The sequence below is a fragment of the Alistipes sp. An54 genome (genome assembly GCF_002159375.1).
GTDB classification, from domain to species: Bacteria; Bacteroidota; Bacteroidia; order Bacteroidales; family Rikenellaceae; genus Alistipes; species Alistipes megaguti.
In genome coordinates, this window is record NZ_NFIA01000001.1 from 220,334 (window position 1) to 237,879 (window position 17,546).

At 61.9% G+C, this 17,546-nt stretch carries 17 protein-coding genes and 1 tRNA gene; 11 read left to right on the plus strand and 7 right to left on the minus strand.

Features of this window, described 5'->3' with window-relative positions:
- Positions 1–2 precede the first annotated feature (2 nt).
- Positions 3–632 carry a hypothetical protein gene (locus tag B5G09_RS00815; RefSeq protein WP_087308889.1) on the minus strand — a complete coding sequence of 210 codons (630 nt, stop codon included), beginning with the start codon at positions 630–632 and terminating at the stop codon, positions 3–5.
- Between the two features lie 42 nt (positions 633–674).
- Here B5G09_RS00815 and B5G09_RS00820 point away from each other — a divergent pair.
- Positions 675–749 (plus strand) — tRNA-Arg (locus B5G09_RS00820).
- A gap of 337 nt (positions 750–1,086) precedes the next feature.
- On the opposite strand, the gene B5G09_RS00825 is transcribed toward B5G09_RS00820, so the two are convergent.
- Together B5G09_RS00825 and B5G09_RS00830 are read right to left on the minus strand one after the other, a co-directional pair.
- The gene (locus B5G09_RS00825; RefSeq protein WP_143256444.1) at positions 1,087–2,691 is read right to left on the minus strand and encodes a hypothetical protein; all 1,605 of its coding nucleotides are present in this window, start codon (positions 2,689–2,691) and stop codon (positions 1,087–1,089) included.
- 5 nt (positions 2,692–2,696) lie between these two features.
- Positions 2,697–3,248 carry an RNA polymerase sigma factor gene (locus B5G09_RS00830; RefSeq protein WP_087403867.1) on the minus strand — a complete coding sequence of 184 codons (552 nt, stop codon included), beginning with the start codon at positions 3,246–3,248 and terminating at the stop codon, positions 2,697–2,699.
- Between the two features lie 137 nt (positions 3,249–3,385).
- Between B5G09_RS00830 and B5G09_RS00835 the strand changes: the two genes are divergently transcribed.
- The 4 genes from B5G09_RS00835 (at position 3,386) to B5G09_RS00850 (ending at position 7,475) form a co-directional block, all read left to right on the plus strand.
- Positions 3,386–4,096, plus strand: a complete 711-nt coding sequence (locus tag B5G09_RS00835; RefSeq protein ID WP_087403635.1) for a NigD-like N-terminal domain-containing protein — start codon at positions 3,386–3,388, stop codon at positions 4,094–4,096.
- A 109-nt stretch (positions 4,097–4,205) separates the two neighbouring features.
- Positions 4,206–5,213: a Holliday junction branch migration DNA helicase RuvB gene (gene ruvB / locus B5G09_RS00840; protein ID WP_087308886.1), complete on the plus strand. Its 1,008-nt coding sequence runs from the start codon at positions 4,206–4,208 to the stop codon at positions 5,211–5,213.
- A gap of 108 nt (positions 5,214–5,321) precedes the next feature.
- On the plus strand, positions 5,322–6,095 hold the full coding sequence (locus B5G09_RS00845) for a hypothetical protein (protein WP_087403636.1): 774 nt from the start codon (positions 5,322–5,324) through the stop codon (positions 6,093–6,095).
- A gap of 99 nt (positions 6,096–6,194) precedes the next feature.
- Positions 6,195–7,475: a malic enzyme-like NAD(P)-binding protein gene (locus B5G09_RS00850; RefSeq protein WP_087309070.1), complete on the plus strand. Its 1,281-nt coding sequence runs from the start codon at positions 6,195–6,197 to the stop codon at positions 7,473–7,475.
- Between the two features lie 92 nt (positions 7,476–7,567).
- Here the strand turns inward: B5G09_RS00850 and B5G09_RS00855 are convergent, their stop codons facing one another.
- On the minus strand, positions 7,568–8,998 hold the full coding sequence (locus B5G09_RS00855) for a cytidylate kinase family protein (protein ID WP_087403637.1): 1,431 nt from the start codon (positions 8,996–8,998) through the stop codon (positions 7,568–7,570).
- A 129-nt stretch (positions 8,999–9,127) separates the two neighbouring features.
- Between B5G09_RS00855 and B5G09_RS00860 the strand changes: the two genes are divergently transcribed.
- Positions 9,128–10,081 (plus strand): helix-turn-helix domain-containing protein, encoded by a 954-nt coding sequence (locus B5G09_RS00860; RefSeq protein ID WP_087403638.1) that lies wholly within the window; start codon positions 9,128–9,130, stop codon positions 10,079–10,081.
- Positions 10,082–10,156: 75 nt separating this feature from the next.
- Here the strand turns inward: B5G09_RS00860 and aroB are convergent, their stop codons facing one another.
- Entirely contained in the window at positions 10,157–11,170 is a 1,014-nt protein-coding gene (aroB, locus tag B5G09_RS00865; RefSeq protein ID WP_087308883.1) for a 3-dehydroquinate synthase, read from the minus strand.
- 81 nt (positions 11,171–11,251) lie between these two features.
- On the opposite strand from aroB, the gene typA reads away from it, so the two are divergent.
- The 3 genes from typA (at position 11,252) to B5G09_RS00880 (ending at position 14,322) form a co-directional block, all read left to right on the plus strand.
- Positions 11,252–13,051 (plus strand): translational GTPase TypA, encoded by a 1,800-nt coding sequence (gene typA, locus B5G09_RS00870; protein ID WP_087403639.1) that lies wholly within the window; start codon positions 11,252–11,254, stop codon positions 13,049–13,051.
- 58 nt (positions 13,052–13,109) lie between these two features.
- On the plus strand, positions 13,110–13,427 hold the full coding sequence (locus B5G09_RS00875; protein ID WP_087403640.1) for a hypothetical protein: 318 nt from the start codon (positions 13,110–13,112) through the stop codon (positions 13,425–13,427).
- 253 nt (positions 13,428–13,680) lie between these two features.
- Positions 13,681–14,322 carry a DUF4377 domain-containing protein gene (locus B5G09_RS00880; protein ID WP_087403641.1) on the plus strand — a complete coding sequence of 214 codons (642 nt, stop codon included), beginning with the start codon at positions 13,681–13,683 and terminating at the stop codon, positions 14,320–14,322.
- A gap of 81 nt (positions 14,323–14,403) precedes the next feature.
- On the opposite strand, the gene B5G09_RS00885 is transcribed toward B5G09_RS00880, so the two are convergent.
- Positions 14,404–14,769, minus strand: coding sequence for a YbaN family protein (locus B5G09_RS00885; RefSeq protein ID WP_087403868.1), 366 nt, complete (start codon positions 14,767–14,769; stop codon positions 14,404–14,406).
- A gap of 115 nt (positions 14,770–14,884) precedes the next feature.
- On the opposite strand from B5G09_RS00885, the gene rpiB reads away from it, so the two are divergent.
- Positions 14,885–15,346 (plus strand): ribose 5-phosphate isomerase B, encoded by a 462-nt coding sequence (gene rpiB / locus B5G09_RS00890; protein ID WP_087403642.1) that lies wholly within the window; start codon positions 14,885–14,887, stop codon positions 15,344–15,346.
- 291 nt (positions 15,347–15,637) lie between these two features.
- Here the strand turns inward: rpiB and ispE are convergent, their stop codons facing one another.
- A complete protein-coding gene (gene ispE / locus B5G09_RS00895; RefSeq protein WP_087403869.1) occupies positions 15,638–16,450 on the minus strand; it encodes a 4-(cytidine 5'-diphospho)-2-C-methyl-D-erythritol kinase in 813 nt (270 codons plus the stop codon).
- Positions 16,451–16,555: 105 nt separating this feature from the next.
- Between ispE and B5G09_RS00900 the strand changes: the two genes are divergently transcribed.
- Positions 16,556–17,521 carry a GSCFA domain-containing protein gene (locus tag B5G09_RS00900; protein WP_087403643.1) on the plus strand — a complete coding sequence of 322 codons (966 nt, stop codon included), beginning with the start codon at positions 16,556–16,558 and terminating at the stop codon, positions 17,519–17,521.
- The last annotated feature ends 25 nt before the right edge of the window (positions 17,522–17,546 follow it).

Genomic DNA, 17,546 nt, shown 5'->3' on the forward strand with positions numbered 1-17,546 from the left:
GTTCAACTGTTGATTATCAATTTGCCTTTTACCTTGTACACGGAGACTATGTCGCTCGTATCCAGCAGGATATCGTCATAATTCTCCCGATCGCCGGCCACCAGGCGGACTTTTCCCGCCTCATCGGCGGACCGAACTATGCGCAAAGTTACAATTTTTCGGCTGACAATCACATACTCTTCGCCCGGAATAATTGCATCGGGGTCGACGGTCTTGAGCAGCACGACGGTTCCGGGAGGAACGCAGGCCCCCATGGCGCGGCCCGAATAGGACATGGCCAGATCGCACTCCCCGACGGGTGGAACGATCAGATTGCATTGTGCCTCGAGCCGGTCGAGATTAGCAATTCCCTGTTCGACATCGACGCCGTAATAGGGAATCTGAGGGCCCCGCAACCGTTCGTCGGCAAACATTTGTCCTTCGCCGGTCAGCAGCCAGAGTTTGTCGATCTGAGGGAATTTGGCGACGATACGGTCCGCCACATCGAGCGAAATACCGTTGTTGCCGCGTTTGATCTGATAGAGGTTTTCGCCTCGTGCAAGGCCGATATAGCGTGCAAAATAGTTGGTCGACATATTCGCCCATTTGATCACCGCCTCAATCCTGAGCCAATTATTCTGCTTTTCTCGCATTTTTTTTCGTTAATTTAATTTTTTTTGTATCTTTGCAGTCCCGGTCCCGTAGTTCAATGGATAGAATACAAGATTCCGGTTCTTACGATATGGGTTCGATTCCCGTCGGGACTACCAGGCACAGATGTGAAGCAATTCGCATCTGTGCTTTTTTTGTTGTGAAGTCCGCATGCTTTAGTTTTGGAATTCAAGCATATTCAACATCTATGGCAACCTAACAACTAATTTACAAATTTAATAACAAATTTCTTACCAACAATAAAAAATAGCACATTTGATCGCGTAAGCAGCACGTTCAAACACGCATTCCGGCAGGAAGTGCACCCTGGCTGCCGGTTTCGGAGAGGCTCTCCTATAAAATATACAAACAATCGGGGAAGGATTCCACACATCCACATCTGCCGCCTCATCCCGCGACGTTCCGAATGCGCCGGGATGCGGGAGAATTCAGCATCTAAAAAAGCACCCGCACACCCAGACGCAGCGTCAGGGACAACGGGGCATCGGAGCGCGACGTGCGCAACTCCGTATCGGTCAGATACCAGGAGACCTCCGGTTCGAAATAGAGTCCGACATAGTCGGCCAGACGATACTGGGCGCCGACAGCGGCCAGCAGCGACCATTGCAGGGCAGCCTCATCGACGGTCTGGCTGCCGAATTTTGCCGCGATGCACTTTTCAGCCATTCCGCCGGCTCCGAGATAGGCCGTCAGAGGCCCCCGCTCAACGAACTGCCAGTTCATGCGGAGCGGGATTCCGACGAAGTGCAGCTTCTGGCTCACATCGTCCGACGAATAGGGCAGCCGCACGTCCGAGCGCAACAGCGTGTAGACTACCCCGCTCTCGAGTGAGAAGCGGTGCGGAAGCTCCTTGCGGACGGTCAGTCCGAAACTCAGCGGGAGGTGGTGCCGGAAGGAACTCTTGTCGTAATCGCGGCGCTGCATGGGCTGCAGGTTGTTGCCGTTGCCGACGACCGACACGACATCATTGGCCATCATGGAGGAGGAGCTCCGCAGCGGTGAGCCCTGCAATCCGTTTCCACCCGACGTACCGCCCCCGGCAAAGAGCGAGAGTGACGTCCGCGATTCGCGGGGCCGCTCCCCGGCAAAGCTCTCCGCAAAGGCGACGAACGAGCCGGCATCGCGACGCGCCGCCGTCTTGTTCCGCCCCGCTCCCCGGGCTGCGCGGGGCTTCGAGTCGGATGCGGCCGAATTTATGCGGGATTGCACCGCCTCGCCGTTTCGGGCGCCGGCATCGTTTCGGGCGTCGGCACCGTTTCGGGCGTCGGCACCGTTTCGGGCCTCAACGCCCCCCTGCGCACCGGTCGGGCTCTGTGCATCGGTCCGGGTCTGCGCATTAGTCCGAGTCTGCGCTTCGGTCCGGGTCTGCGCAGAAACACGGCCCCGGGAATCCGCTCCGGTGTCCCCGTCCATCCGGAAACTCCCGACGGACGAATCGTCGGTCGTCCCGGCAAGAGACTCCTGCATCGGGGAGTTCGGGTCCGCCGCCGATTCCGACCGGAGCGCCAGCAGCGCTGCTGCAGACTTCTGCCCGGTCGTTTGATCCGGTCCCTGCGACCACCCCGTGGCGCGGGCAACCGTCTCCCGCAGCGACTCCGATTCATGCGGGCGGTTCTCCACCACCGCATCGGATCCAAACGCCGGTTGCCGGGAGATTCCGTTCTCCCCCGACGCCGGCAACTGTTTCCCGGCCGCCAACCCCGAGGCCGACAACCGGGACCGATCGACCGCAGAGTCACCCGCCACCGTCATCGAGGCCAGAAGCGGATCCTCGAAGTCCCCCAACTCCCTGCTTCCGGAGCGCCACAGGAGCTCTCCCGCGACGACGGCAATCAGTACGACGGCGGCCGCGGCGGCAATCCGCGGTCCATGGATCCTCCATCCGTTTTTGCGGGGCAGCGGCATGCCGGGCTCCGGCACGTGCGGTTCACGCCCCTCGAGTTCGCGTTGCAGACGCTCCCAACTCCCTTCCGAGGGGGAGATTTCGGCGTCGCGCAGCGTACTGCGCAGGACATCGGTCCAATCGGTATTTCGTTTCATCTTCATCATTCGTGCGTCTCCAAATAGGTTCTGATCCGGCGGGCCAGCAGGCTCCGGGCCCGGAACAGCTGCGACGAGGAGCTCTTCTCGTTGATTCCCAGCAGGCGGGCGATCTCGCGATGCGGCAATTCCTCGATGCAGTAGAGGTTGAACACCGTGCGGTAGCCGTCCGGGAGCTCCGCGACGAACTCCATCAGCACCTCGCGCGGCACGCGGGCCACCTCTGCGGCCTGCGGTTCGGCCAGCGTATCGGCAACACGCCCCTCGTCGAGGGGGAGTGTCCCGAGGCGGTTGCGCGTACGGAGCCACTCGAGGGCCACGTTGACCGTGATGCGTTCGATCCAGGCCCGCAGCGACCCCTTGCCGCGAAACGTAAAGCGGTCGAACGCGCCGTAGATCTTCAAGAAGGCATCGTGCATGAGATCCTCGCCCGTCGCACGGTCGCCGACGTATCGCACGCAGATGGCCAGCAACCGGCCCGCATAGCGATCATACAGTTCTCTGCGAGCCGCATTATCGCCCCGTCTGCACCCTTCGGCCAGTATCTCTTCGTCCATCTGCATCGGTCGTTCCACCTTTTAAATGCGGCGGCGGGGAAAAGACTGCGCCGGAGCATGAAAAAAATATTTCCGACATGCAGTATTCGGCCGTCGCGCCGTTTTAAGAGCGAAAGGTAACACAAAATAGAGAAATTATGAAAAAATTCGGTTTATTCCTGCTGGGAGCGCTGACGATGCTGGGTGTCACCTCCTGCAACGACGATGACGGCGACTACCCGCGCAACACCCCGCTGATCACGACCGTCTGCCCGCTCGAGGGCGGTGACTACTGTTTCGAGCGCGACAACGGCGACCGTCTCTACCCGAGCGACAAGTCGCGCGTGCCGGGCTACAAACCCGACGGGGATCAGAAACAGCGCGCCATCATCTGGTTCTCGCTGCTCGACCAGACCATCCCGGGCTATCGCTACAACATCGCCCTCTACGCCGTGGAGGAGATCTACACGGGCACCTCGGAGGTGGTCAGCGATGCCGCACGCCTGGCCGAACTGGGCGATGCCAAAACGGGTTATACCGTGGGGACGTTCAATCTCTCGGAGTCGTGGCTGACTTTCTACGCCCTCTATTCGTGCCGCTACAACTCGAAGCATACCTTCACGCTGGCCGTGGACAAGAGCGGCACGACGGAGTTCAAGGAGAGCAAGGAGGGTTACCTCGACGTCGTGGTGCTGCACGATGACCAGGACGATCAGGGCGGCCCCGACTGCGGATTCTACATTTCGTTCGACCTCACGCCCCTGGCCGCCGAGCTCGAGGGCAAGGAGGGTATCAACCTGCTGATCCCGACACGCGAAAACGGCAACCGGGAGATCAAGCTTCGATTCGCTGCCCCGCGCGGGGAGTAGCCACTTCGCCGCGGCAGCCGATCCGGTCCGTCAGCCCTCGGGGCCGACGGGCCGGATTTTTTAGCACCCGCACCCTCCCGGATTCGTCGAAAAAGCGTATATTTGCATCATGTCCATCGTACGCAACACCGAAAGCGATCTCGATTTCGAGAACAAGATCCGTCCGCAGGAGCTGGAGAACTTCTCCGGACAGGACAAGATTGTCGACAACCTGCGGGTCTTCATCAAGGCGGCGCTCATGCGCGGCGACTCGCTCGACCACGTCCTGCTGCACGGACCTCCGGGTCTGGGCAAGACCACCCTTGCAAACATCATCGCCAACGAGATGGGGGCGCAGCTGCGCGTGACCTCGGGACCCGTGCTGGACAAGCCGGGCGACCTGGCCGGCCTGCTGACGAACCTCAATCCGGGCGACGTGCTCTTCATCGACGAGATCCACCGCCTGAGCCCCATCGTCGAGGAGTATCTCTACTCGGCCATGGAGGACTTCAAGATCGACATCGTGCTCGACAAGGGCCCCTCGGCCCGCTCGATCCAGATCGAACTGGCCCCCTTCACGCTCATCGGCGCCACGACGCGCAGCGGCCTGCTGACCTCGCCGCTCCGGGCGCGTTTCGGCATCCAATGCCATCTGGAGTACTACGACGTCCCTGTTCTGGCCGGCATCGTACGGCGTTCGGCGCGGATTCTCGACGTCTCGATCGACGACGATGCCGCCCGTGAGGTGGCCTTGCGTTCGCGCGGCACGCCGCGTATCGCCAACGCCCTGCTGCGCCGCGTGAGGGACTTCGCCATGGTCAAGGGCGAGGGACACATAGACCTGGAGATCACGCGCATCGCCCTCTCGGCGCTGAACATCGACTCGCGGGGTCTGGACCAGATGGACAACAAGATTCTGGGGACGATCATCGAGAAATTCAACGGCGGGCCGGTCGGACTGAACACCGTGGCAACGGCCGTCGGTGAGGAGGCCGGCACGATCGAGGAGGTCTACGAGCCGTTCCTCATCAAGGAGGGCTTCCTCAAACGCACACCGCGGGGCCGCGAGGCGACACCGCTGGCCTGGGAGCATCTGGGCTTCACGCCGCCCGGCAGCGGCGACTCCACCCTCTTCTGACCGCCTCCGACCGGACGAAAACAGCCCCGGACACCATGCCGGCCCCGAACTGCCGCGCCGCCGGCTCGACAGACCCCGAACAAGACTGAAAACCGATCTGACCGCAAAATGAACCTTCGACACCTCCACCTGCACCGGATCCACCTCATCGCATTCGTCGGGCTGCTGCTGGGCACTCCCGCCCTGCTGCACGCCGCGCCCGACAATCCGAAATCGGCAACCCCGCCGTCCGCCGCCGAGACCCGGGCCACAACAACGGCCTCCACCGCAGTCTCCGCCGCCACCTCCAACGGACAGCAAATCCTCGCGGAGTCGGTCTCCGAGGCGCCTGTTCAGCGGCCCTGGCTGGTTCCACGCAACCGCCCGCAGCACACCTTTTTTGTCGATGCCGGCTATCTGGCCCTGCTATTTACCCTTCATTTCCAGACCTTTGACTCGGGTTCGCTCAACGAGGGGCTGAGCCTCACGGCCGGCTACAACTGGACCTCGCGCCGGGGTCTGGGCGTGGGCGTAATCTACTCCGGAGGCTTCTTCTCGGCCCGACGCAGCGGCCTCCTCAGCACGGCCCGTCTGCTCTACGTCGCTCCGGAATTCGTGGCCCGGCAACGGGCCGGACGCCGCTGGCTTTTCCGCGAGGCGGTCGGCATCGGATATGGACGCTACGTGCGCAGCTACGACGGAAATCGCGCCGGACGCGGCGGCGTCGGGCTGCACGAACGGGCGTCGGTCGAATTCATGGCAACACGCTGGCTGGGCCTGTCGCTCGGATTCGGCGGCGAATGGATCCTTACCGGCGCCCCGGATGTGGGCGACGGCGTGGAGTTCAATCTGGTGGGATTGCTCACCTTTCATGCCGGAGGCGGCGTGCGTTTTTATTTCTAAAAAAATTGCCCAAAAATCTAAAAAAATTTACATTCTGCGCGATAATTGTTATATTTGCCATTAACCGAATTGAAAACAAAGACTAAGAACGACAAGCAGATGGATACCAAATCGAAACTCGACGAAGCGGCGCTGCGCTACCACAGCGAAGGGCAACCCGGCAAGATCGGTGTCGTGCCCACCAAACCCTATCAAACCCCCTACGATCTGTCGCTGGCCTACTCGCCGGGCGTTGCAGCCCCCTCGCGAGCCATTGCGGCCAATCCCGACGACGTCTATACCTACACCGGCAAGGGCAACCTCGTGGCCGTGATCTCGAACGGAACGGCCGTACTCGGACTGGGCAACATCGGCCCGCTGGCCGGAAAGCCCGTCATGGAGGGCAAGTGCATGCTCTTCAAGACCTACGCCGGCATCAACGCCTTCGACATCGAGGTCGATGCCACCGATCCCGACGAGTTCGTGCGTGCGGTGAAGGCCATCGCCCCCACCTTCGGCGGCATCAACCTCGAGGATATCAAGGCCCCGGAGTGCTTCGAGATCGAGACCCGCCTGCGCGAGGAGCTCGACATCCCGCTCATGCACGACGACCAGCACGGTACGGCCATCATCACCTCGGCGGCCCTGATCAACGGCGCCAAGATCGCCGGCAAGGAGATTTCGCAGCTGCGCGTGGTAGTCAACGGCGCAGGAGCCGCCGCCATCGCCTGCGCGAAACTCTTCATCGCCCTGGGCGTCCGTCATCAGAACGTGACGCTCTGCGACAGCCACGGCGTAGTGACGATCTACCGCGAAGACCTCAACCGCATGAAACGCGAATTCGCCACCACACGCCGCATCTCGACGCTGGCCGAAGCGGTCGAGGGGGCCGACGTCTTCCTGGGCGTCTCGAAGGCCGACACGCTGAAGCCCGAAATGCTGCGGACGATGGCCGAGAACCCGATCGTCATGGCGTTGGCCAACCCCGATCCGGAGATCGCCTACGAAACGGCCATGGCCTCGCGTCCGGACATCATCTTCGCCACGGGACGTTCCGACTATCCCAATCAGGTGAACAACGTGCTGGGATTCCCCTACATCTTCCGCGGAGCGCTCGACGTCCGGGCCACGAAGATCAACGAGGCAATGAAGCTGGCCGCCGCCCATGCGCTGGCCGAACTGACCCGCGAACCCGTTCCGGAGTCGGTGCTCAAGGCCTACGGGGTGGAGAGTCTGGAGTTCGGACGCAGCTACCTGATTCCCAAGCCACTGGATCCGAGACTGCTGCCGCGCATCTCGACGGCCGTGGCGCGTGCTGCCGTCGAATCGGGCGTCGCACGCCGTCCGATCACCGACTGGGAAGCCTATGCCGAGGAGTTGCGCAAACGGGTCGAAAAATAGTCCGACCGACAAACAGAAAAGGCAGGAATCCATTGGATTCCTGCCTTTTTTCATCGCCTCCGCACCGCGGTAGTCCCTGCGCCGGGAGAGGGTCAGTTCTTCGCGTGGGCAGACCCGTCCGCCGGCGACTGCTCCGGAGCCGGAGCGGTGGACGGAGCCGGAGCGGCCGTTCCCGCCGCGGTGAGCGAATTGCGTCCGGAGGCAACAACCACCATGCGGTCGCGATAGAGGTCGGCCACGGTCGTGGCGGCATCGTCGATCGAGACGCGGGAGGTGTTCACCGTCAGGTCGTAGCGGTGCGGATCGCCCCAGCGTTCGCCGGTATAGTATTCATAGTGGGTCCTTCGGTTGCGATTCACGCGCCGCACCTCGGCTTCGGCCGCGTCTGGGGCGATTCCATACTCCTCGACGCATCGCCGGCAGGCACTCTCCAGATCGGTGCAGCAGAAAACCCGCACGGCACGAGGTTCGTCGCGCAGCACAAAGTCGGCGCAGCGCCCGACAAGGACGCACGATTCGCGCGCGGCCAGCTCCTGGACAATCCGGCTCTCGGCCACGAACAGCACGTCGTCGGGCGAGAGGCTGTGATCCATCCGCGCGCCGTTCGACTGGGCGAAGATGCACTTGAGCCAGAACGACGGAATCGACTGCTCGTTGTGGAGGATATACGCCTCGTCCATACCGCTCTTCTGCGCTGCCAGGCGGATAAACTGATTGTCGTAGAGGGGAATATGCAGCATCGAGGCCAGTTTTTCGCCCAACTGATGTCCGCCGCTGCCATACTCGCGGGCGATTGTGATGACGACCGGCTGCGGGGAGTCGGCCGCCGGGGCTGCGGATTCCCCCTCCGGAGCCGTTCCTTCACCTCCGATCCAACGGTCGAAGATGCGGTAGAAGGGGGTGATGAAGTGGACGATCGGGCCGACGATCAGTGCGGCGGTGACCGTACCCTCGCGCACGCCCGAGATGTTGGAGAGGAAGACGAGCGAAAGGAGACAGGCCAGAATCACGAGCGTGACGTCAAAGGCCAGCTTGACATAGCCGAATTCGCGGCGCAGCCGTCGCGAGATGGCCCGCACGAAGTACTCGCCGGCGGCCATGGCGATGTTGACCTTCACCTCGAGGGCGATGCCGACGGCCAGCACGACGCAGCCGATGAGCAGGCTGACGATCTTGGCCGCATAGGCTTCGGGCGTGAGCCAGAAGAGGGCCGACATCGAACAGTCGATGAACGTACCGAAGAAGAGCGTGACGGGAATCTGCAGCAGGAAGATCCGCCGATCGGTCTTCAGGTCGGCTCGCGTCATGAAGGGGAGTTCGAGAAGCATGAACACCAGATTGAGGATAATGGTCCACTGGCCCATGGTCATCGGGGTGAACATGCTCAGAACGTAGGTAACGCTCGTAATGGGGGAGGTTCCCAGCAGGGCTTTGGTGATCAGCGCAATACCGAAGGCGTTGATGAACAATGCCACGACGAAGAGCAGATAGCGCCGAAAAAGCAGTCGGGTTTGGGTTTTCATGTCTGGACTTGAATGATATCAAGGCGCAAAATTCGTCTTTTCTTCCGAAATTCGGATCAGAAAGGAGCGACCGAAACTGGTATAATCCGAAACAAAAGCGTACCTTTGAGGTCGAAAACCGCTTGAACCATGCCACGCCCTGCCACCCATACCCATTCAACCGCCGATCCTGCCCGGGAGAGCCGCGAGGAGGTTTTCTACCGCGAAATACGCCCCGCCGACCTCTCGCACGGAGCGATGCGCCTTGAGCGGGGCTTCCTCTTCGGAATGGTCACAAACGGCACACTCCGCGAGGAGGACTCGTCGGGTGAGCGGACGCTGGAAAAGGGCGATCTGCTCATCCTGACACCGAGCCGCAGCTGTACACTGCAATCCGCCGGCGGAGATTTCCGAATGGTCGGCATCGGCCTGGATCCCGACTTTTTCGACACGCTGCCCGACGGACAGCCGATGTACAGCCAGCTGGCCCGGTATCCCGATCCGAACGGAGCCATTCGCCTGCGGCCGGAGGAGGCGGCGTGGCGCCATCTGCTCCGCACGGCGGAACTGCTGGCCGACCGGCCCTCGCCCTACACCCTCTTCCACCGGGGAATCCTCCGCCACTGGTGCGGGCTCTTCCTGCTCGAGATCACGGACATGCTGCACCGCGACAACGAATCGAACCGCACGCCGGTCTGCATGAAACGGGCCGACCTGCTCTTCCGCCAGTTCAAGAAGCTCTCGGTCGAAAACTACCTCGGCCACCACGACATCGGATTCTACGCCGATGCGCTGCACATCTCGACCACCTACCTCTCGCGGATCGTCAAACGTACCACCGGCCACACGGTCTATGCCCATCTGGCGGGGTTGCTGGCGGCCGAGGCACGGCGCTGTCTGGAGAGTACGGACAAGGATGTCAAGGAGATCGCCTATCGGCTGGGGTTTTCGGATCAGTCCTCGTTCGGGAAATTCTTCAAGGCGCAGAGCGGGCTCTCGCCGCACCACTATCGCCAGCGTTTCGGACGGGGAGGCGACGACCGGGACGGCGGCAGCCCGCGGGAAGCCGAGTCCTCCCCCGCCGAGACCGATCTCACAAAATAAACCCGGGCGAATCCATCACCCGGGAAAGACCAATCTATTAATAAAAGAGGAATCCGGCGCCACGGCCGCGAGCCGTCAGACAAAGAGTGCCGAGAACTCCGGAAGCGACATCTTCCGCACCTGACAGTCTCCGATTCCGACGGGCAGTACGATGCGCAGCATCCCCTCGGCGTTCTTCTTGTCCTTGCCGACCTCCTTGAGCAGGCGTTTCATCTCGACCGGCGGCGTGAGTTCGAAACCCAGCCGCGAAAGCAGATCGACGATCCGCTGCCGATCCTCCTCGCCGAGCACCCCCAACCGTACGGCGGCCCCGGCAATCAGTGCCGTTCCGACGGCTACGGCCTCACCGTGGTTCATGCGGTTCGAGGACTTCTCGATGGCGTGCGCCAGCGTATGGCCGAGGTTGAGTTTGCGGCGTTCGCCCGCTTCGCGTTCGTCGCGTTCGACGATGTCGGCCTTGACCCGGATGGCCGCCGAGATGATGTCGGAGAGCAGGTCCGTATCCTGACGCAGCGCCTCGAACGAGGTCTGCTCCAGACGGGCAAACAGCTCCGGATCGGCAATGACGGCCGCCTTGACCACTTCGGCCAGTCCGGCGCGGAACTCACGGTCGGGGAGCGAACGCAGCAGCGAGGGGTCGCAAATGACGAACTGCGGCTGGGTGAAGGTTCCGGCCATGTTCTTGTAGCCGTCGACATTGACGCCGTTCTTGCCGCCTACCGAGGCGTCGACCTGTCCCAGAAGGGTTGTGGAGACAAATCCGAACTTCACCCCACGCATGTAGGTCGAGGCGGCAAAACCCGCCACGTCGGTGACAATGCCGCCGCCGATGGCCAGTACGAAGGTCGAACGGTCGACGCCCAGCTCGATGAAGCGGCGGTAGAGGGTCTCGACCGTCTGCAGCGTCTTGATGCTTTCGCCCAAACCGATGAGCACCGCATCGTAAGGGGCCACGAACGAGTGGTAGAGCCGGTCGATCGTGGCATCCGAAACGACGACCACTCGCCCCTCGGGAAGAAGTTCGGGGAGCAACTCGACGGCCGAACCGATATATACCTGACTGCTGCGAAGGTTAAAAGCGGGTTCCATTATTTAACTTTTTTAAGAAGTAAGCAAATGTAGTACATTTTCCGGAGAAATTGTTACCTTTGCACGACAAAATACAGATTTATGCAAAAACTGCGCAATATCGCGATCATAGCCCACGTCGACCACGGCAAGACGACGCTGGTCGACAAGATGATCCTGGCAGGCCACGTGCTGCGTGACAACCAGCAGACGGGCGACCTGATTCTGGACAACAACGACCTGGAGCGCGAACGGGGAATCACGATTCTCTCGAAGAACGTTTCGGTGATCTACAAGGACTACAAGATCAACATCATCGACACCCCGGGCCACGCCGATTTCGGCGGCGAAGTGGAGCGCGTGCTCAACATGTGCGACGGTGTGCTGCTGCTGGTCGACGCCTTCGAAGGGACGATGCCCCAGACGCGGTTCGTGCTGCAGAAGGCCCTGGCGCTGGGCAAGAAGCCCATCGTGGTGATCAACAAGGTGGACAAGCCCAACTGCCGCCCCGAAGTGGTCAACGAACAGGTCTTTGACCTGATGTTCTCGCTCAACGCCACCGAGGAGCAGCTCGACTACAAGACCATCTACGGCTCGGCCAAGCAGGGGTGGATGTCGCACAAGTGGAACGAACGCACCAATTCGATCGTCCCGCTGCTCGATACGATCATCGACGAGATCCCCGAACCGGCCCAGGTCGAGGGTACGCCGCAGCTGCTGATCACCTCGCTCGAGTACTCCTCCTACACGGGGCGTATCGCCGTGGGCAAGCTCACGCGCGGCACGCTGCACGCCGGCGAGAACGTCACGCTGGCCAAGCGCGACGGCGTGACGATGCAGAAGTGCAAGATCAAGGATCTGATGGTCTTCGAGGGGTTGGGCAAGAAGAAGGTCGGCGAGGTTCCGTGCGGCGAGATCTGCGCCATCATGGGTATCGACGGCTTCGAGATCGGCGACACGATCTGCGACTACGACAACCCCGAGCCGCTGCCCCCGATCGCCATCGACGAACCGACGATGTCGATGCTCTTCACGATCAACAACTCGCCCTTCTTCGGCAAGGACGGCAAATATGTCACCTCGCGCCACATCAAGGAGCGTCTGGACCGCGAGCTGGAGAAGAACCTGGCGCTGCGCGTGACGCCCGGTCCGTCGGCCGATTCGTTCAACGTCTTCGGCCGCGGCGTGCTGCACCTCTCGGTGCTGATCGAGACGATGCGCCGCGAGGGCTACGAACTGCAGGTCGGACAGCCGCAGGTCATCACCAAAATCATCGACGGCAAGAAGTGCGAACCGGTCGAGGAGCTGACGGTCGACTGTCCCGAGGAGCACTCCGGCACGGTGATCGACATGACGACGCGCCGCAAGGGTACGCTGCGTGACATGTCTTCGGACGGCGAACGCGTGCGGCTGCTGTTCGACATTCCGTCGCGCGGCATCATCGGACTGCGTTCGAACATGCTGACGGCTACGGCCGGCGAGGCGATCATGACCCACCGCTTCAAGGATTTCGAGCCCTGGGCCGGCGACATCGAGATGCGCACCAACGGCTCGATCATCTCGGGCGAGACCGGCACGGCCTACGCCTACTCGATCGACAAGCTGCAGGATCGCGGCCGTTTCTTCATCAGCCCGATGGATCAGGTCTACGAAGGTCAGGTCATCGGCGAGCACACGCGCCAGAACGACATCACGGTCAACGTCACCAAGGCCAAACAGCTGACCAACATGCGTGCTTCGGGGTCGGACGACAAGGCGGTGATCGTTCCGCCGAAGGTCTTCACGCTGGAGGAGGCCCTCGAATACATCAAGGAGGACGAATACGTCGAGGTAACGCCCCACGCCATCCGTCTGCGCAAGATCCTGCTCCACGAAACCGACCGCAAGCGCGCCGCCAAATAACCCGGAGCCGGAGACTGAAAGCTGCAAGCCGAAAACCCGATTGCAAAGAGACCTCACGATGAATCACTTCACCCTGTCACTGGCAGCAGGAGCCATTGCCGGAGCCCTGGTCGTCATTCCGATGATCTTCCAGCGATTCTCGGCGCGCAGCTGCATCGCCTCGTTTCTGATCTACCTCTTCGCCGGGGTGATCATTTTCTACGGCAACCTGCCCTACCTGCCCTGGTGGGCCGACGGCATGGGCATAACGGTCATGCTGACCGTGCCGACGCTCTTCGCCGCCTCGGGCAAGGAGCAGAAGTCGATTCCGCTGATTCTGTTCAATGCCCTGCTCTTCGGATTTCTCCTGAGCATGGCCGAACACTATCTGGCCTGACCGGGGGGGGGGAGGCTGAGAGGGGGGGGGCAGCCTGACCCGGGAGGAGAGCATGACCCGGGAGGAGCGGCGCGAAACGGGAGAAGCGGCGCGAAACGGGAGAAGCGGCGCGAAACGGGAGAAGCGGCGCGAAACCACACCCATACACAAAAAAAAACGGACTTCGGTCCGTTTTTTTGTTTGCCGTCCGGCGCAGTATTGCAGTCCGACAACCGTTTATAGGAAAACTTCACACCCAAACCACCAAACGACTATGAAAAAATGGCTGCTTCTGCTGATGACGCCTCTCGTATTGGGCGCCTGCGACAAGGACGACACATCGCGCACCGAAATCTGGACCATTGCCCCCGAAAAGGGCGTGGCAGGCATCACCATGGGCTTCGGTTACATACCGGCCTACATCGTCCAAAAAGGGGCCAACGCCTCATGGGAGATCGTTCCCGGTCCCATCGAAGGCTTCTCGTTCGAGGAGGGCTGGCAGACGACCCTGCGCGTACGAATCGACCGGATCGCCAACCCGCCGGCCGACGGCAGCAGTGAACGCTACACGATGGAGGAGCAGCTCGCACGCACAGAAACCACATCCCCCGTCGATCCGCTGACCTTCAGCCCCGAACTGGAGATCCGCGTCGCCTCGCGGCGGGCCGATGCGCAGATAGCCGCCTACTGGATCCAGGACCTGCGTTACGACACGCCGCAATGGCAGGCCTTTCCGTCGGAGATCGAGGGTTTCGACTTCAAGCCCGGACACGAATACCGCCTGCGCATCCAGCCTGTCGCCGTGTATGACGAAGCGAAAAGCGACCGGATCGACAACGATTCGTGGTCGGTGAAATACCGTTTGCGGGAGCTGCTCTCCGACGAGGTGAAGGAGTCCGAAGGGCTGCCGGAATAGAACCGGAATAGAAGGACCGCAGGAATAGAAGCGCAGAACGAAAAGGGCCCGGAGCGCGGCCGACGGCTCCGGACGCGCCTCCTACCGGCGCAGCGTAGCAAACGAAAGGATGTGCCACGTCACCTCGACGGCCACGGCCAGCAGCAGGAGCTGCGCCCACCACAGCCGGTCGACCACCGCCACGATGCAATAGAGCAGCGTGGCCCAGAGCAGCACAACGGAGATCACCTTGGCTCGGAGCGGAATGGCGCGGTGCTCGCGGAACTGGCGGATGTAGGGTCCCAGCCGGCGATGCGAGACCAGCCAGCCGTAGAGCCGCGGCGAAGAGCGTACCCAGAGGGCTGCGGCCAACAGCAGAAAGGGGGTCGTCGGAAGCAGCGGAACGAAGATTCCGACCAGTCCCAACACAAGGGCCACGGCACCGAGGAGCATGAAAAGTGTCTTCACGCCGCAAAAATAGGCAAATCCGACGCTTTGAAACAAGGCCGAGACGAATATTTCGTTAACTTTGTCTTCCGAAACGAAGTCGGAGACGACAAAAACCTCAAAAACACAGGATACGATGACGAAAATCGGTATCGCCAGCGACCACGCCGGCTATGAAATGAAAGAATTTCTCGTAGGCTACCTCGACGCCATGGGTTACGAGGTGCTGGATTTCGGAACGGACTCTCCCGAGAGTGTCGACTATCCGGACCTTGCCCATCCGCTGGCCGAGGCTGTCGAGCAGGGAGAAGTGGCCTTCGGCGTAGGTCTCTGCGGCTCGGGCGAAGGGATGGCCATCACGCTCAACAAACACCAGGGTATCCGGGCTGGGTTGTGCTGGGATCCGGAGATCGCTTCGCTGATCCGCCGTCACAACGACGCCAACATCATCGTCTTTCCGGCGCGCTTCATCACCAACGACGAGGCGGTGCAGATGCTCGACGCCTTCTTTGCAGCCGAGTTCGAGGGAGGCCGCCATGCAAAGCGGGTTGCCAAGATTCCGGTTCCTGCCGCCCAGAGCAGCGAGGGCAAAAAATAGCCCAAAGGGGCTGCAAGGGCCGGGAAGGGGTCCGAAGGCTTCCGGGAGGCGCCGCAGAGGCCGTCAACCGGAGGGGGGGGGCGTAAAGGTCTCCCGGATTTCCGGAAGGCACCGCGGACATCTGCCGGGAGCCGACGGGGCGAACAGAGGCCGGAGACGCGAAAGACCCGAGGATTTTCGGGAGGCACCGCGGACATCTGCCGGGAGCCGACGGGGCCGACAAGGCAAGACCGGGGCAAGACCGGGGCAAGCGGATTCCCGGAAGGCCGGAGGGTTTCGGCTCCGACCGGATCAGAGTTGGAAGACAAAGGGCGAGAGAGCACGCAGCTCCTCGCCTTTTTCGTGCCCGGCGAAGAGGCCGAAGACGGCCGAACCGCTTCCCGACATCGAAGCGTAGAGCGCCCCCTCTGCAAGAAGCCGCTCCTTGACAGCGCGAATGGCGGGATGGGCGGCAAAGACCGACGCCTCGAAGTCGTTGGTCACCAGCCCCTGCCACTCGGTTACCGGGCGCCGCAACCGCTCGGCAAGCGACACGTCCGGCACCCGCGGCCGCACGCCGGCATAGGCCTCGCGCGTCGAGACCCCCTCGTCGGGCTTCACCACCACGAGCGTCAGCCCCGACAGATCCAGCGGGAAGGGGATCATCACCTCACCGCGGCCCGTGCACAACTGCGGGGTGTTCCGCACGAAGAAGGCCGTATCGCTGCCCAGCTCGGCGGCCCGGTCGATGAGCTCCGCCTCCGAAAGACCGAGCGCAAAGAGCCGGTCGAGCGCCACAACCACCGCCGTGGCATCAGCCGATCCACCGCCCAGCCCCGCACCGAAGGGCACGTGCTTCGCGAGGCGGATCCGCACGCCGTCCACACCGTAGCGGTCGCGCATCAGACGAAAAGCCTTCAGACAGAGGTTCGCCTCGTCGGGGCAATCCACCGCGAGCCCCTCGGAACGAAACACTGCACCCGGAGCGTCGGTGCGTTCAACCTCCACCTCATCGTAAAGCCCCCGCACGGGAAACATCACCGTCTCCAGATCGTGATAACCGTCGGCCCGGCGGCGGAGGATATCCAGGCCCAGGTTTATTTTGCAGTTTGCGCGCAGAATCATGCACCAAAGATACGAAAAGGCAGACGCAAAACAGCGCATGCGCCCGATATTTTCACCCGATGCATCCGGTTTTCCGAAAAGCAACAAATTTCGTATTTTTACGGCATGAAATTCCGCACCGAAATCGAACCCCTGCACACCGATCTGACGATCGGCTATCGCAACCACATTCTGAGCCTCGGGTCGTGCTTCGCCACACAGATGGCCGAACGGCTCGAAGCGGCGAAATTCCCCGTCGTGAAGAACCCCTCGGGCATCCTCTTCAACCCGCTGTCGATCGCCGGGGCGATACGCAGCTATGCCGCACAGCAGCCCGTCACCCGCGAAGAGCTGGGCTTCGACGGCGAACTCTGGTACCACTTCGACTTCCACGGCGACCTCTCGGCCCCGACCCCCGACGAGGCCCTGCAGCGCATGAACCGCGCCCGGCAGCTGGGCGCCGAGGCGCTCCGCCGCTCCGACCGCGTGATCCTGACCTTCGGCACGGCCTGGGTCTACGAACACCGGGGGCGCGTGGTAGCCAACTGCCACCGGCAGCCGGCATCGGAATTCACGAGACGGCGACTAAGCGTCGAGGAGATTGTCGGCACCCTTGCCGAACTCTTCGACGGACCGCTGGCCGGCAAGCGGATCCTGCTGACGGTGAGTCCCGTGCGGCACCTGGGCGACGGGCTTTTGGGGAATGCCGCGAGCAAGGCCACGCTGCGGGTGGCGATCGAGGAGCTCACCGAACGCTTTCCGCAGGCGCTCTACTTCCCCGCCTTCGAGATCCTGACGGACGACCTGCGCGACTACCGTTTCTATGCCGACGATCTGGTCCACCCCGCGCCGAAGGCCGTCGACTACCTCTGGGAACGTTTCACCGAGGCGCTGCTCGACGACGAGGCCCGGCGGCTGCTCCCCGAGGTCGAGTCGATCGTTGCGGCGGCGGCCCACCGTCCCCGCAACCCCCGCAGCGAAGCCCACCGCGTCTTCTGCCGCCGCCAGCTCGAACGGATTGCCGCCCTCCCCGGGCTCGATTTTCGGACCGAAAGCGCGCTTTTCAGACAATGTATCGAAATAAATTCGTAAATTTGCGCTCATACGAACCGCAACC

Coding starts and splice junctions, on each gene's coding strand:
- B5G09_RS00815 (WP_087308889.1), bottom strand. CDS start 632: ATGCGAGAAAAGCAGAATAATTGGCTCAGGATTGAGGCGGTGATCAAA.
- B5G09_RS00825 (WP_143256444.1), bottom strand. CDS start 2,691: ATGAAACGAAATACCGATTGGACCGATGTCCTGCGCAGTACGCTGCGC.
- B5G09_RS00830 (WP_087403867.1), bottom strand. CDS start 3,248: ATGGACGAAGAGATACTGGCCGAAGGGTGCAGACGGGGCGATAATGCG.
- B5G09_RS00835 (WP_087403635.1), top strand. CDS start 3,386: ATGAAAAAATTCGGTTTATTCCTGCTGGGAGCGCTGACGATGCTGGGT.
- ruvB (WP_087308886.1), top strand. CDS start 4,206: ATGTCCATCGTACGCAACACCGAAAGCGATCTCGATTTCGAGAACAAG.
- B5G09_RS00845 (WP_087403636.1), top strand. CDS start 5,322: ATGAACCTTCGACACCTCCACCTGCACCGGATCCACCTCATCGCATTC.
- B5G09_RS00850 (WP_087309070.1), top strand. CDS start 6,195: ATGGATACCAAATCGAAACTCGACGAAGCGGCGCTGCGCTACCACAGC.
- B5G09_RS00855 (WP_087403637.1), bottom strand. CDS start 8,998: ATGAAAACCCAAACCCGACTGCTTTTTCGGCGCTATCTGCTCTTCGTC.
- B5G09_RS00860 (WP_087403638.1), top strand. CDS start 9,128: ATGCCACGCCCTGCCACCCATACCCATTCAACCGCCGATCCTGCCCGG.
- aroB (WP_087308883.1), bottom strand. CDS start 11,170: ATGGAACCCGCTTTTAACCTTCGCAGCAGTCAGGTATATATCGGTTCG.
- typA (WP_087403639.1), top strand. CDS start 11,252: ATGCAAAAACTGCGCAATATCGCGATCATAGCCCACGTCGACCACGGC.
- B5G09_RS00875 (WP_087403640.1), top strand. CDS start 13,110: ATGAATCACTTCACCCTGTCACTGGCAGCAGGAGCCATTGCCGGAGCC.
- B5G09_RS00880 (WP_087403641.1), top strand. CDS start 13,681: ATGAAAAAATGGCTGCTTCTGCTGATGACGCCTCTCGTATTGGGCGCC.
- rpiB (WP_087403642.1), top strand. CDS start 14,885: ATGACGAAAATCGGTATCGCCAGCGACCACGCCGGCTATGAAATGAAA.
- ispE (WP_087403869.1), bottom strand. CDS start 16,450: ATGATTCTGCGCGCAAACTGCAAAATAAACCTGGGCCTGGATATCCTC.
- B5G09_RS00900 (WP_087403643.1), top strand. CDS start 16,556: ATGAAATTCCGCACCGAAATCGAACCCCTGCACACCGATCTGACGATC.